The 13,898-nt window shown below is 34.4% G+C and carries 13 protein-coding genes; 1 reads left to right on the top strand and 12 read right to left on the bottom strand.

What is annotated here, in order from left to right:
* Positions 1 to 214: 214 nt before the first annotated feature.
* The 8 genes from NJT12_RS20690 to NJT12_RS20655 all read right to left on the bottom strand — a co-directional run bounded on the left by NJT12_RS20690 (position 215) and on the right by NJT12_RS20655 (position 9,511).
* Positions 215 to 1,267 carry an NAD(P)/FAD-dependent oxidoreductase gene (locus NJT12_RS20690; protein ID WP_271337889.1) on the bottom strand — a complete coding sequence of 351 codons (1,053 nt, stop codon included), beginning with the start codon at positions 1,265 to 1,267 and terminating at the stop codon, positions 215 to 217.
* A 149-nt stretch (positions 1,268 to 1,416) separates the two neighbouring features.
* The gene (locus tag NJT12_RS20685) at positions 1,417 to 1,998 is read right to left on the bottom strand and encodes a precorrin-2 dehydrogenase/sirohydrochlorin ferrochelatase family protein (protein ID WP_271337888.1); all 582 of its coding nucleotides are present in this window, start codon (positions 1,996 to 1,998) and stop codon (positions 1,417 to 1,419) included.
* A gap of 208 nt (positions 1,999 to 2,206) precedes the next feature.
* Entirely contained in the window at positions 2,207 to 2,983 is a 777-nt protein-coding gene (gene cobA, locus NJT12_RS20680) for a uroporphyrinogen-III C-methyltransferase (RefSeq protein WP_271337886.1), read from the bottom strand.
* Positions 2,976 to 5,066 (bottom strand): HEPN domain-containing protein, encoded by a 2,091-nt coding sequence (locus NJT12_RS20675; RefSeq protein WP_271337884.1) that lies wholly within the window; start codon positions 5,064 to 5,066, stop codon positions 2,976 to 2,978. Before NJT12_RS20675 ends, cobA begins: the two co-directional genes overlap by 8 nt.
* Positions 5,067 to 5,177: 111 nt before the next feature.
* Positions 5,178 to 6,422: a sulfate adenylyltransferase subunit 1 gene (locus tag NJT12_RS20670; RefSeq protein WP_271337882.1), complete on the bottom strand. Its 1,245-nt coding sequence runs from the start codon at positions 6,420 to 6,422 to the stop codon at positions 5,178 to 5,180.
* A 154-nt stretch (positions 6,423 to 6,576) separates the two neighbouring features.
* Positions 6,577 to 7,482, bottom strand: coding sequence for a sulfate adenylyltransferase subunit CysD (gene cysD / locus NJT12_RS20665; protein ID WP_271337880.1), 906 nt, complete (start codon positions 7,480 to 7,482; stop codon positions 6,577 to 6,579).
* Positions 7,483 to 7,866: 384 nt separating this feature from the next.
* Positions 7,867 to 8,577, bottom strand: a complete 711-nt coding sequence (locus tag NJT12_RS20660; protein ID WP_271337879.1) for a phosphoadenylyl-sulfate reductase — start codon at positions 8,575 to 8,577, stop codon at positions 7,867 to 7,869.
* A 19-nt stretch (positions 8,578 to 8,596) separates the two neighbouring features.
* The gene (locus tag NJT12_RS20655) at positions 8,597 to 9,511 is read right to left on the bottom strand and encodes a sulfite exporter TauE/SafE family protein (protein WP_271337877.1); all 915 of its coding nucleotides are present in this window, start codon (positions 9,509 to 9,511) and stop codon (positions 8,597 to 8,599) included.
* 314 nt (positions 9,512 to 9,825) lie between these two features.
* On the opposite strand from NJT12_RS20655, the gene NJT12_RS20650 reads away from it, so the two are divergent.
* Positions 9,826 to 10,608, top strand: coding sequence for a sulfite exporter TauE/SafE family protein (locus tag NJT12_RS20650; RefSeq protein WP_271337875.1), 783 nt, complete (start codon positions 9,826 to 9,828; stop codon positions 10,606 to 10,608).
* A gap of 106 nt (positions 10,609 to 10,714) precedes the next feature.
* On the opposite strand, the gene NJT12_RS20645 is transcribed toward NJT12_RS20650, so the two are convergent.
* The 4 genes from NJT12_RS20645 to NJT12_RS20630 form a co-directional block, all read right to left on the bottom strand.
* Positions 10,715 to 11,125: an RrF2 family transcriptional regulator gene (locus NJT12_RS20645; RefSeq protein ID WP_271337874.1), complete on the bottom strand. Its 411-nt coding sequence runs from the start codon at positions 11,123 to 11,125 to the stop codon at positions 10,715 to 10,717.
* Between the two features lie 243 nt (positions 11,126 to 11,368).
* Positions 11,369 to 12,541, bottom strand: a complete 1,173-nt coding sequence (locus tag NJT12_RS20640) for a trans-sulfuration enzyme family protein (protein ID WP_271337873.1) — start codon at positions 12,539 to 12,541, stop codon at positions 11,369 to 11,371.
* 177 nt (positions 12,542 to 12,718) lie between these two features.
* Positions 12,719 to 13,144, bottom strand: a complete 426-nt coding sequence (locus tag NJT12_RS20635; protein WP_271337872.1) for an OsmC family protein — start codon at positions 13,142 to 13,144, stop codon at positions 12,719 to 12,721.
* A gap of 18 nt (positions 13,145 to 13,162) precedes the next feature.
* On the bottom strand, positions 13,163 to 13,720 hold the full coding sequence (locus tag NJT12_RS20630) for a hypothetical protein (RefSeq protein ID WP_271337870.1): 558 nt from the start codon (positions 13,718 to 13,720) through the stop codon (positions 13,163 to 13,165).
* Positions 13,721 to 13,898: the final 178 nt, after the last annotated feature.

Raw genomic sequence — 13,898 nt, 5'->3', positions numbered from 1 at the left:
TGTGGAATTAAATCATCAAACGAATAAGGCAAAAGTACCGTTTGTTGTTGGTTATAATGTTTGAATCTCATATATAATCAGTTACTTAACACTGATTAAATTTACAAAATTGTTAATGAAAATACAAACTAAAAAAAAGTAGCTGACTCAGTTTTGAGACAGCTACTTAATATATAAAAATCTTAGCGTCTTAGTATCTTAGAACCTTAGCAACTTAGACTATCGCCTTAACAACCGCTTTTGGCGCTTCTTTACGAGTTCCGTCGAAACCATCTACACCAGAAACTGTGGTATATTTAAGTACGTATTTTTTACCCGGATTGATGATTCCGTATGCTGCCTGACACATTAAAGTCGCTTCGTGGAATCCACAAAGGATTAATTTTAATTTTCCAGGATATGTATTGATGTCTCCAATGGCGAAGATTCCAGGAATGTTCGTTTGGTAATCTAATGCATTGTTTACTTTGATCGCATTTTTCTCGATTTCTAATCCCCAGTCGCCGATTGGACCTAATTTTGGCGTTAATCCGAAAAGTGGAATAAAGAAATCTGTCTCGATTTTGCGGTGTGCTCCGTTTTCTTCGATATCTAACGATTCAACGTGCTCAGCACCATTGATTCCGATTACTTCTGCAGGAGTAATTAGTTTAATTTTTCCGGATGTTTTTAATTCCTGTACTTTTTCTACTGAATCAAGAGCTCCTCTAAATTCGTTTCTACGGTGAATTAAAGTTACTTCTGAAGCTACACTGGCAAGGAAAATACTCCAGTCTAAAGCTGAATCTCCTCCTCCGGCAATTACAACCCTTTTGTCTCTGAATTTCTCCGGATTTTTGATGAAGTATTTTACTCCTTTATCTTCATAAAAGTCGATATCTTCTATAAGTGGTTTGCGTGGTTCAAAACTTCCTAAACCTCCAGCGATAGCAATTACCGGTGCGTGAAATTTAGTTCCTTTATTTGAGGTTACAATGAAACTTCCGTCTTCTTGTTTTTCGATTGTTTCAGCACGTTCTCCTAATGTATAACCTGGCTCAAATTGCTTAATTTGCTCTTGTAAGTTATCTATTAAATCTCCTGCTAAAACTTCCGGGAAACCAGGAATATCATAAATAGGTTTTTTTGGATACAATTCTGAAAGTTGTCCTCCTGCTTGTGGTAAAGCATCTAAAATATGACATTTTAATTTTAATAATCCTGCCTCGAAAACGGCAAATAAACCTGTTGGTCCTGCTCCAATTATAAGTATATCTGTTTTAATCATTATGGTTGTTGTTTATAATCATTCTTAATAATACAAAGAAACAAATAATTTATTCTTCTGCCAATGATTTTTGTCATTGATTTCTTTGTGTAATTTTTCATCGGGTTAAACACGAAGCTACAATATGAATCGTCCCCCCGGACTTTTTGTTATTCTTTATTTTTCAATGAATCCGTAATCTCGTTCATCTTTTTAACCTTGTCTTCAAAATCACCTTTTAGTGTCTTCCTGTATTCATTGAGGTTTTCGACCATTTTGTTGATATCCTCCGGAATTACATCTTCAAAAAACTCACGAAGTCTTTTTGCTGTTGTTGGTGATTTTCCGTTGGTCGAAATGGCAATTTTTACATTTCCTTTTGTTACAATTCCGCCTAAATAATAATCACATAAATCTGGCGTATCGGCAATATTGCAAATTAAATAACGTTTTCTGGATAAATCATATACCCTTTTATTGACTTCCAAATCATCGGTACAAGCGATTACCATGTGGCGTTTTTTGAGCATCTTTTTCTTAAACTTCGCTTCCGTCAATTTGATTGAAGGATGATTTTCTGCTAAAACTTTAATTTCTAAATGAAAATCAGGTGCTACAACCTCAACATTTGCATTTGGACTCGACTTTAGTAAAAAAGAAAGCTTTTCTAATCCTACATTTCCTCCTCCAACAATTAAAACATTCAGATTGTGAAGTTTTAAGAATATTGGATATAATTCGTTCTGTTCCATTTTAATTTAATTTCATTGGATAAAAAATCCAATTTACATATTTATTACATGATTTTAATTACCATGTCGATATGTTTTTGCGTACATCGGGTTAAAACCCGACGCTACAATATGAATCGTTCCTCCGGAACTTTATTGACTGATTGATCATCTTTGTCAACATCGGGTTGAAACCCCACGCTACAATAAAAATCGTTCCTCCGGAACTTTATCTTGCAATTTCTTTTGATAGAAATTCTTCGTAAAAGCCCTTTAATTTGTTGCTTTCGCGGACAACTTCTCCTAGAACAATAATTGCTGGTGAACTCAATTTCTTTTGTTTTACAACTTCTAAAATCGAATTTACTGTTCCAACGCCTACTTTTTCTTCGGATGTTGTTCCGTTTTGAATGATCGCAACGGGTAAATTGCCTTTATTTTCTTTTTGAAACAAATCTATAATCTGAGGCAATTTGTGCATTCCCATCAAGATAACTACTGTTGCAGATGATTGTGCTGCCAAAGCCACATCAGAAGATAATTTTCTATCTGAAGTTGTGCCTGTAATCGCCCAAAAACTTTCTGAAACTCCTCTTTTGGTAATCGAAATTCCCTGACTTGCCGGAACTGCCACTACCGAAGATATTCCTGGAACAACTGCCGTTGGTATTTCGAAACTTTCTATGAATTCTATTTCTTCGCTTCCACGCCCAAAAATAAACGGATCTCCGCCTTTTAAACGCACTACATTTCCATAAGTCAATGCATTATCCACAATTAACTGATTGATTTGATCCTGCGTATAAGCGTGATTTCCTATCTTTTTTCCAACAAAAATTTTGATGGCATTTTTAGGTGCGTGTGCTAATATTTCGTCATTGGCCAATGCATCGTACAAAACCACATTCGCTTCAGCAAGGGCTTTTACGGCTTTCAGCGTAAGCAAATCAGGATCTCCGGGACCTGCGCCAACTAAAGTTACTTTGGGTTTTATTATATTATGCATTTGCTAATTCTTGAGCTCTGTATTTTTCTATAGTATAAAAAAATGAAATCCCTTGTTGAATGTATGCTTTCGCAAATGCTTCTGAAGGCTCCGTTGTATTGATTTGATATACTAATTCTCTAAATGATGTTGATAATTGAATTTTATCAGTTGCAATGAAAACGGTGTCGAATAAATCTACAATTCCTGCGTGATTATTTGTTTTTTCGTTTTCGGAAAGTAATAATGCTTTTGCACCATTTACAAATCCTGCGTAAGCGTGATAAATTGCATCTGACCATTTTCCTTCGTCGAATGATTCTTGTGCGAATGTCAATTTGTCTTTTGCTTCTAATAATAAAGTAGCAACCAAGTCGATCACAACTCCCGCACATTCTCCTACTCCAACTGCTTTTACGTAGTTGTCAGCATTTCCCCAGTCTACAAAATCAGCTTCGGTTAAATTGGTTACATCTGCGAAAGGTTTTAAAATTTCATAGAAATATTTCTCTCCTTTTGCGTCATAATAATTAAGGAATTTTTCTCCGTTTGCATTCGCATCAAAATCATTTAAGATCGTACGCAATGCATCTGGTCCTCTACGGCTTGGGATTTTAATTACTTTATCTGCAAAACGTCCTGAACCGTTTCCTAATCTTCCTCCACCTAATAAAACCTGCAATGCCGGAGCTACTAATTTTCCTGAATTGATTGACATTCCCTGAAAACCTATTGCAGACATATTATGTTGCCCACAAGCATTCATACAACCCGAGATTTTAATCTCGATTTCGCGATTGTTTAAGTATTGCGGATATTCTGCATTCAGCACTTTTTCTAATTCTTCTGCAATTCCTGTACTACTTGCAATTCCTAAATTACAAGTATCTGTTCCTGGACAAGCTGTAATATCTGCTGTAGAATTATATCCTAAATCAACAAATCCCAGTTTTTCCAATTCCTGATAAAAGAATGGTAAATTTTCATTTTTTACGTGACGAATTACAATATTCTGACGCAATGTAAAACGCAATTCATTTGCGGCGTAATTTTTTATTAAATCAGCTAATAATCTTGCTTTATCAGTATAAAAATCTCCTAATAAAACTTTGATTCCAATAGCTGAATAACCTGCTTGCTTTTGAGCAATTACGTTAGATTTTTTCCACGTTTCATAAGCTGCCGTATCATCAATTGTTACTGATGGAACTGGCAATAATGTTTCCGGAATTGGAGCTTCAAAAGCGGTTGTGTCTATTTCGTAAGTTTCAAAAGCGATTGCTTTTTTCTCTTTTTCAACCAAATCCATGAAAGTATCTCTTCCTATTTCTTTGATTAAAAATTTCAAACGCGCTTTCATTCTTTTTGCACGTTCTCCGTATCGGTCAAAAATACGAATCACACCTTCTGCTGTTGGAATGATTTGATTTGCCGGAACAAATTCTGAAAGTAATTCAGCATGTGCCGGTTGAGATCCTAAACCTCCACCTAACATGATTTTGAAACCACGAACTCCATTAACAATTTTTGGAATAAATCCTAAATCGTGCAAATAACTCAAAGCGGTATCTTCATCTGATGATGAGAACGAAATTTTGAATTTACGTCCCATTTCCTGACAAATTGGGTTTCTTAATAGGTATTGAAACAAAGCATGTGCATAAGGCGAAACATCAAATGGTTCGTTTACGTCTACACCTGCTAATTCGCTTCCTGTAATATTTCTTACCGTGTTACCACATGCTTCACGCAAGGTAACATCGTCTTTTGCCAAGTTTGCCCAAAGTTCCGGGGTTCTGTCTAGACTTACATAGTGAATCTGAATGTCCTGACGTGTTGTAATGTGCAAACGTCCTGTAGAATATTCATCAGAAACTTTAGTAATACGTACCAATTGCTCGCTGGTTACTTTACCATACGGCAATTTAATACGAATCATTTGAACGCCTTCCTGACGTTGTCCGTAAATTCCACGCGCTAAACGAAGACTACGAAAACGTTCATCATCAATTTTTCCTCCACGGAATAAATGAATCTTTTTTTCTAAATCGATGATCTCTTTCTGAACGATCGGATTTTCTATTTCTGTTCTAAAACTTTCCATTTGTTTTTGGCTTTCCCCTCCCAACCCTCCCCGAAGGGGAAGGAGTAAAACTGGAGAATTAATATTTTTTTATTGACTCTTAATCATTCCCCTTTCGGGGGCTAGGGGGATTTACCTAATAAATCCTACTCCTGCTGTGGTATTTGTTGCTGTATCAATTAAGATAAAAGCTCCGTTTGATTTATTATCGTTATAGGCATCAAAATATAATGGCTTGCTTAATTTAATGCTTACTTCTCCAATCTCGTTTATAGCTAATTGTGATGCTTCTGTTGTTCCTGAATAATCAGTTGAGATGGTATTTTTGATACTTTCTACTTTTGCCAAAACTGAGTTTGTGTTGTGCTGCACAATATATTTTGTACCTGCAACCAGTTTTTTACTGTCCATCCAACACACGGTTGTAGTTATTTCTTTTTCAATTTTTGGAAGTTCCGATGATTTTACAATCATGTCACCTCTTGTTACATTGATATCGTTTTCTAATTCGATAGTAATCGAAGAACCTGCAACGGCTTCGTCAAATGTTTTATCGAAAAAGTGAATTTTTGCAACTTTAGATTCAGTTAAAGAAGGCAAAACTGTTACAGCATCTCCAACCTTAATAGAGTTTCCGTATAATTTTCCTGCGTAACCTCTAAAATCATGGTATTCTTCTGTTTTTGGACGAATAACAGTCTGAACCGGAAAACGTGCTTTTCCTGTTTCAAAAACATCCGCAGAGTCTAATCCTTCTAAATGCTCTAAAACGGTTTGACCTGTGTACCAAGGCATATCTTTTGATTGATCCACCACATTTCCGCCATTGATCGCACTTAACGGAATATAACTTACATTTTGTTCTTTGAAAGTACTTTTAGCATTTAATGCCTGAAAATCGGCTTTGATTTTATTGTAAACTTCTTCAGAATAATCAACTAAATCCATTTTGTTAATCGCTACAATTACCTCTTTTACTCTCAATAAATTATTGATAAAAAAGTGACGATATGTTTGCTCAATTACACCTTTTCTTGCGTCAATTAAAATAATAGAAACCTGAGAAGTCGATGCTCCTGTAACCATGTTTCTGGTATATTCTACGTGACCCGGAGTATCGGCAATAATGTAACTTTTCTTTGCAGTCGAAAAATAAATGTGTGCAACATCAATCGTGATTCCTTGTTCTCTTTCTGCCACCAATCCATCAGTTGCTAATGAGAAATCAAGATAATCGTAACCTTTTTGTTTACTGCTTTTTTCGATTGCCTCTATTTTATCAGTCGTCAATGATTTTGTATCATACAATAATCTCCCGATCAAAGTACTTTTTCCGTCATCTACACTTCCTGCTGTTGCTATTTTTAAAACTTCCATTCTGTTATTTTGTTTCAGGTTTAAAAATTTTGTTTCAGGTTTCAAGTTTAAAGTTGATTCCCTTTGAACTAAAATTTAAAGCTGTATGTTTTTTTGTTTCTGATTTTCACTTTCTGAATTGCATTCACAATTCATAATTAATAATTTACACTTATTAAAAGTATCCTTGTTGTTTTCTTTTTTCCATTGCGGCTTCAGAACGTTTGTCGTCGATTCTGGCTCCTCTTTCAGAAATAGTTGATTCTCTGATTTCTCCAACAACTTCTTTGATTGTTGCAGCATACGAATCAACAGCAGCTGTACAAGTCATATCTCCAACGGTTCTGAAGCGAACAATTCTTTCTTCGATTTGCTCGTCTTCTTCCTGATACACAAAAGGAGAATGTGACCAGATTAAACCGTCTCTCAAAAAAACTTTTCTTTTATGTGAAAAATAAATAGATGGAATCTCAATGTGTTCTTTTTCGATATAACTCCAAACATCTAATTCTGTCCAGTTTGAAATTGGAAACACACGAACGTTTTGTCCATTTTCTATTTTTCCATTCAAAATATCAAATAACTCAGGACGTTGGTTTTTTTCATCCCATTGACCGAAATCATCACGAACTGAAAAAATACGTTCCTTTGCTCTTGCTTTTTCTTCATCACGACGGGCTCCGCCAATACAAGCATCAAACTTAAATTCTTCGATAGCGTCTAAAAGCGTAATCGTCTGCAAGCTGTTTCTACTAGAATATTTTCCGGTTTCTTCAACTACTTTTCCGTCATCAATAGCATCCTGAACATTACGAACAATTAATTCTAATCCTAATTCCTCAACCAATTTATCTCTAAAAGCAATTGTTTCAGGGAAATTATGTCCTGTATCAACATGCAAAAGAGGAAACGGAATCTTAGCAGGGAAAAATGCTTTTTGTGCCAAACGAACTAACGTTATAGAATCTTTTCCTCCAGAAAAAAGTAAAACAGGTTTGTCAAATTGTGAAATTACTTCTCTGAAAATGTATATCGCTTCACTCTCTAAAGCGTTTGTTTTTAATACTGAACTTGAACTCATTTGATATTTTGTTTAATGCTTGACAGTTTTTAATTTCAGATCGCTGTGAGTTTAATCTAAAACCTATAAGACTATCGTTATTCTGTGTTTTTTGTTTTTGTTTTTTCAACGGATTGAAATCCGTTTTTGTAATATTTTCATCGGTTATCCCGAAATCTCGGAACGACGCTACAATATAAATCTTCATTTTCCATCGGGTTAATCACCGACGCTACAATATGAACCGTTCCTCCTCCATCGGGTTGAAACCCAACGCTACAATATGAAACGTTCCTCCTCCATCGGGTTGAAACCCGACGCTACAATATGAATCGTTCCTCCGGAACTCAAAATCTATATTCTTTATTCTATTCTCTTGTCTCTTGATTCTATTCTCTCGCTTCTCTACTCTTTCTTCGCACCATGCAAACCACATTCTTTATGGCTTGATTCCCACCACCATCTTCCGGCTCTGATATCTTCACCCGGGAAAATTGCTCTTGTACACGGCGCGCAACCTATACTTACGAAGCCTTGTTTGTGTAAAGCATTTTGAGGAACATTATTTTCTGACAGATACGTTTCAACTTCTTCTAAACTCCATTTTAATAACGGGTTGAACTTTATAATTTCGAAACCTCCATCGTATTCAAACAATTGTAAATCGTTTCTGTTCTCAGATTGCTCGGCTCTTAAACCGGTAATCCAAATTGAGTTTCCTGCTAAAGCTTTCCTTAACGGAACTACTTTACGGATGAAACAACATTCTTTTCTGTTTTCAACCGAATCATAAAAGCTGTTTGGTCCTTTTTGTTTCAATAAGTTTTCTACAGAAGCTGCTTCAGGAAAGTAAACCTCTATTTGTTTTTTGTATTTTTTTAATGTTTTGTGAAAAACATCATAAGTCTCCTGAAATAATCTTCCTGTATCTAATGTAAAAATGGTAATATCAGTATTACTTTTTGCAATAAAATCAGTAATTACCTGATCTTCCTGACCAAAAGAAGTCGAAAAAATTACTTTCCCGGGATATTCATTTGCTAAAAAAACCAATGTTTCATCCAGCGAAAAATCTTTTGTTCTATCTAATAATGATTGTATACTCGTCGCACTCATAATCTCTTTCTTTCCTTTTCTAAAAAATATTTACAATAATTTTAGATAATGTTTTCAAACTTAATAATATAATTAATATTCCAACTGCCACCATCATTGGCTTTCTTTTAATTTTGTTTACCAAATAAGCTCCTATTGGTGCTGCAATTACGCCTCCTAAAATCAAACCTATAATTACTTGCCAGCCGTGAATTCCTCCAAAAAGCATGAAAGTAATTCCACTTGCAAATGAAATAGCAAACTCAGCAGCATTTACAGAACCTATTGTATATCTTGGGTTTCTTCCGCGTCCTAATAATGTAGACGTGACGATTGGTCCCCATCCGCCACCACCAACAGCATCCATAAAACCGCCAAATGTGGCAAGAATTCCTAATTTCTTTGTTTTCTTTTTAACAATCGTTTTTGCCAATGCTTTTTTAATTATGATAACTGCCAAAATAATCATATAAACAGCAATAAAAGGCTTTATAACATCTCCACTAATAACATCAGACAATAAATATGCTCCCGTAATCGAACCTAAAACTCCTGGAATCAACAAATGCTTCACTAGCTTTTTATTGATATTTCCAAATTTATGATGCGAAATAGCCGATGCTCCGGTAGTAAACATTTCTGCAACGTGAACTCCTGTACTACTTATAACCGGAGGAACTCCGTAAGCCAATAAAAATGAGGTAGAAGTCGCTCCATATCCCATTCCTAAAGTACCATCAACTAGTTGAGCAAAAAGACCAATAGCAAAAAAGACTAAAAATTCCTGATTAAAGCCTTCAATAAATGCATTCCAGGAAAATTCAGCATGATGATTGTACATCAATGTAAGTAATAAACCTGTCAATAAAACAATAGGTATTACAACCAATAATTTCTCATTTATTGCGGCATAAGCCTTTACTCCAACACTATTTATTTTTAATTCTTTTTCCATCTTAATGGCTTGGTTTTTAGCCCAGAAAACTATTACCCTATCGGCTTAATAGATTACTATGCAAAATTAGTACTTATTTCTAAATATCAAAACATTATTCCATTTTTTTACAACTCTAATCCTCTTTTGATCAAGCAACTACCAATTTGGAAGAATATAACAAATTGGTTTCATAAGTTAAAAACCGTATCAGACTGTATTCCAACAAGATAAAAACATTAAAGATATTCTTTTGCAAATATAGTATTTTAAAGTCTACCAAATCCATAGGATTATTATAAAATTGTTCTTATTTTTACAGCAAATATTTTTTCATGGATTTTAATATAGGTCTCGTAATTGCCGGTTTAGTAGTGGGTTTTGTTGTTGGGTTAACAGGTGTTGGAGGCGGTTCTTTGATGACTCCTATTTTATTATATTTTGGCATTCCTCCAACGACAGCAGTTGGCACCGATTTATTATATGCAGCTTTCACCAAAATGGGTGGTGTATTTGTACACCATAAAAAGGGCAATATTAATTGGACAATTACCGGATGGTTGACTTTAGGAAGTGTTCCTGCAGCTTTATTGACTTTATGGATATTGCATAGCATTAAAACAGATATTTCCACAATAAATGCGGTTATAAAATACAGTTTAGGCTGGGCACTGCTTTTTACCTCAATTGCGATTTTATTCAAAAAGAAATTATTGGTGCTTTCTCAAAAACATGCGGGTGACAGATTTCATACTGAAAGTCATACTCAAAACATGTTAACTATAGGGATTGGGGTATTATTGGGAGCAACCGTTACTTTGACTTCTATTGGTGCCGGAGCTTTAGGAACCGTTACTTTATTTTTCCTTTACCCTCTTTTACCAACACCTCGCTTGGTAGGAACTGAAATTGCTCATGCCGTTCCTTTAACGCTTGTAGCTGGAATTGGACATGCCTCAATGGGGAATTTAGATTTGGCTTTACTAGGTCAGCTATTATTAGGCTCGCTACCTGGAATTTTTATAGGAAGTATGTTAAGCGGAAAAGTACCGGATGCATTCCTTAGAAATGCTATTGCAATAATGCTTTTTCTAGCCGGATATAAACTGATTTTTTAATTTATCCACCATATAAGTAACATAAGTTCATTTAATAAAACTTACATTCCTTAATTAAAGCAACACTTATATTGCCTTACATGGCTTATATGTTTTAAAATTCTCTTTAAAATGCGATATCTGCCAGAGAGTTACTTTCTAATATTTTAAGTGTATTATCACGTACTTCCATCATTAAACGTCTTGCTGCACAAGTAGTTTCATCATCGCAATCATCGCATCTTTCATAAAAATTATGACTTGCGCAAGGCAGTAAAGCAATAGGACCTTCCAGAATACGATATACTTTGGCCATACTGATTTCTTTTGGATCTTTTATCAGGTAATAACCTCCGCCTTTTCCTTTTTTAGCTCCAAGGAAACCCGAATTTCTAAGAAGCAATAATATACTTTCTAAAAATTTTATCGAAATATGTTCGCTTTTCGCAATTTCAGCAATTTGTACAGGATCATTATTTTCACGTCTGGCTAAATAGGTTAAAGCTTTAATTCCGTATTTTGTTTTCTTTGAAAGCACTTATATATATTTTAGATTTTAGATTGTTGTTTTTTTAGATTTCTTCAAAAAACAACAGCTAAATATTTTTCTGCAACAAAAATAAGCTTTTTGAATGAGAAAAATAACACATTGAAAAACTAAGTTCTACTAAATTAGTATAGTTTAATAAATTACAACTAAAAAGCGATTTTCAACGGTAAATAATTTACAGTCAAAAATCGCCATTTACATTATAATCTAAACTCTTAAATATAAAATTACTTAAGAAAGTGCCTGATCTAAATCTGCAATAATATCTTTTACGGTTTCCAGACCTACAGAAACTCGCACTAATCCTTCTGTAATTCCAACAGCAAGTTTTTCTTCAACAGATAATTTGCTATGTGTTGTTGATGCAGGATGTGTTACAATCGTTTTTACGTCTCCAATATTTGCCGAAAGCGAACATAATTTAATCTTATCCAAAAATTTCCTTCCTGCTTCGATTCCTCCTTTAATTTCAATTGCAATTATGTTACCGCCTAAAAGCATTTGTTTTTTGGCAATTTCATACTTTGGATGCGATTTTAAAAACGGATATTTTACGCTTTCTACATTTGGATGATTTTCTAAAAACTCTGCAACTTTTAAAGCATTTTCGCAATGCTTGTCAACACGAACTGCCAAAGTCTCTAAACTTTTTGACAAAACCCATGCATTAAACGGTGACATAGCCGGTCCTGTATTTCTTGAAAACAAATATATTTTACGAATCAATTCAGCTTCTCCAACTGCAACTCCTCCTAAAACACGACCTTGTCCGTCTATTAATTTTGTTGCTGAGTGAATCACTAAATGCGCACCATATTTAATAGGCTGCTGAATATATGGTGTTGCAAAACAGTTGTCAATTATTAAAATCAAATTGTGTTTTTTTGCAATTTGACCCAACAATTCTAAATCAACTACATCCACACCCGGATTTGTAGGGGTTTCAGCATATAAAATTTTAGTATTTGGTTTAATAAAACTCTCTATCGTTTCCGGTTTATTAATATCAAAATAAGAGGTTTCAATTTTCCATTTTGGAAAATAAGTCATAAACAACGCGTGAGTCGACCCAAAAACACTTCCTGCTGAAACTATGTGATCGCCTGATTCCAGCAATGCTGCAAAAGTCGAATATATTGCTGCCATTCCGGTTGCAAAAGCATAACCAGCCTCAGCACCTTCCATGGCGCAAACCTTATCTACAAACTCGGTTGTGTTTGGGTTGCTAAAACGGGAATAGATATTACGTACTTTTTCTTCAGTAAAAGACGCTCTCATATCCTCTGCATCATCAAATACAAAACTTGATGATAAATACAAGGGAGTTGAATGTTCCTGAAATTGCGTTTTTTCTAAATGTGTTCTTATGGCTAAAGTTTCAAAGCCAAATTCTTCTTCGTTCATTTTTTTTTGTTTTAACACGAATTGCACTGATTAGCACTAATTCGTCACTTATTTTTAATTTCACAAAGACTCGCAAAAGAAACACAGAGACTCACTAAGGAATTTGATGCGAATATTTATTACGTGATAGATAGTCTAAAAAATTATCTAATTTTCTAATTGACCAATTTTCTAATTCTATAATTCTTCGTTGTTTAATACAACTTTGTATTTGATCGTAGCTGTTGGCTCAACCGTTTTGGCTACTGAACAATATTTCTCGAAAGAAAGCTGTGCCGCTTTTTTTGCCTTCTCCGGGTTGATTTCACCTTCTAAATAAAAAACCACATTGATTTCTTTAAATGGTGTTGCTTCTGCAACTTTTACACGTTCTCCTTCTACCTCAGCGTTAAAAGAAGTTATTTCCTGACGTTGTTTCTTTAATATCGAAATCATATCAATAGCGCTGCAACCTGCAACTCCCATTAATACCAATTCCATTGGACTTGCCCCTAAATCGCTTCCGCCAAATTCGGCTCTGCTATCAACATCAACTACATGACCACGCTCATTTTTGAGTTTAAAATGAAACGCATCGTTTACTCTGTTTAAGGTTACTTTCATGTTTTTTGTTTTTCTAAGTTACTTGTCTTTTTTATCTAATTTATTCCAATATTCTAAAACCTGTTTTTTAGATTCTGCATCTAAAGAGTTGAAATTATCCGAGAATTTATCTGTCTTAAAATCATCAGAAACACTAGATTCTATAGTATAAAATTGATCTTTTTGCGAAAATATCAAATGAACTGATTGCTGTTTGAAATCAGCATCATATAGTCCGTAAATAAAAAGAGCATCGATACTTTTATCTTTATTATAATCCCCAAAAGCTTTTCTGCTTCCCCAAGCCGAGATGATTCCGTTATGATTTACCTCAAGAATAGATTTTATAATCCATTTATTGTTGATTTTTGTAAACCGCTGAAAATACATTTTATCCGGATTAGCGTTTTTTTCAATTTTAGAAAAAATAAATACGTTGTCCTCGTTTCCTGGAGAGCTTACTTCATCTATCTGAATCGCCCTGACTCCTTTATAAGGAAAAACATCTTGCGTATAACTGTCTTTATTTCTAATAACATTAGAAACCTGAGCCGTTAGAATATTTGAGAACAATAGTAAAATCAGTATTTTTTTCATTCGTATCTTATAGCTTTAATTTAGAATCTTCATTTTCTGTTTAAAGTAACTTTCCTTTTTTGTTTTTGTTCAATAAAATTATCACAATCGATTGTTGAGAAAGATGGAGGCTTTTCTTTGTAGAGTTTAGTGTGTGATTTGCTTCGCCTGTTCGCTGTCGCTCGAGTCTCCTTCGTCG

It is taken from the genome of Flavobacterium azizsancarii (assembly GCF_027980145.1).
Lineage (GTDB): Bacteria > Bacteroidota > Bacteroidia > Flavobacteriales > Flavobacteriaceae > Flavobacterium > Flavobacterium azizsancarii.
This window is presented reverse-complemented; position numbering and strand designations above follow the sequence as displayed.

Excerpts from the sequence above, each read along its gene's own strand:
- NJT12_RS20690 (WP_271337889.1), bottom strand. The coding sequence starts at position 1,267 with ATGATTAAAACAGATATACTTATAATTGGAGCAGGACCAACAGGTTTA.
- NJT12_RS20685 (WP_271337888.1), bottom strand. The coding sequence starts at position 1,998 with ATGGAACAGAACGAATTATATCCAATATTCTTAAAACTTCACAATCTG.
- cobA (WP_271337886.1), bottom strand. The coding sequence starts at position 2,983 with ATGCATAATATAATAAAACCCAAAGTAACTTTAGTTGGCGCAGGTCCC.
- NJT12_RS20675 (WP_271337884.1), bottom strand. The coding sequence starts at position 5,066 with ATGGAAAGTTTTAGAACAGAAATAGAAAATCCGATCGTTCAGAAAGAG.
- NJT12_RS20670 (WP_271337882.1), bottom strand. The coding sequence starts at position 6,422 with ATGGAAGTTTTAAAAATAGCAACAGCAGGAAGTGTAGATGACGGAAAA.
- cysD (WP_271337880.1), bottom strand. The coding sequence starts at position 7,482 with ATGAGTTCAAGTTCAGTATTAAAAACAAACGCTTTAGAGAGTGAAGCG.
- NJT12_RS20660 (WP_271337879.1), bottom strand. The coding sequence starts at position 8,577 with ATGAGTGCGACGAGTATACAATCATTATTAGATAGAACAAAAGATTTT.
- NJT12_RS20655 (WP_271337877.1), bottom strand. The coding sequence starts at position 9,511 with ATGGAAAAAGAATTAAAAATAAATAGTGTTGGAGTAAAGGCTTATGCC.
- NJT12_RS20650 (WP_271337875.1), top strand. The coding sequence starts at position 9,826 with ATGGATTTTAATATAGGTCTCGTAATTGCCGGTTTAGTAGTGGGTTTT.
- NJT12_RS20640 (WP_271337873.1), bottom strand. The coding sequence starts at position 12,541 with ATGAACGAAGAAGAATTTGGCTTTGAAACTTTAGCCATAAGAACACAT.
- NJT12_RS20635 (WP_271337872.1), bottom strand. The coding sequence starts at position 13,144 with ATGAAAGTAACCTTAAACAGAGTAAACGATGCGTTTCATTTTAAACTC.
- NJT12_RS20630 (WP_271337870.1), bottom strand. The coding sequence starts at position 13,720 with ATGAAAAAAATACTGATTTTACTATTGTTCTCAAATATTCTAACGGCT.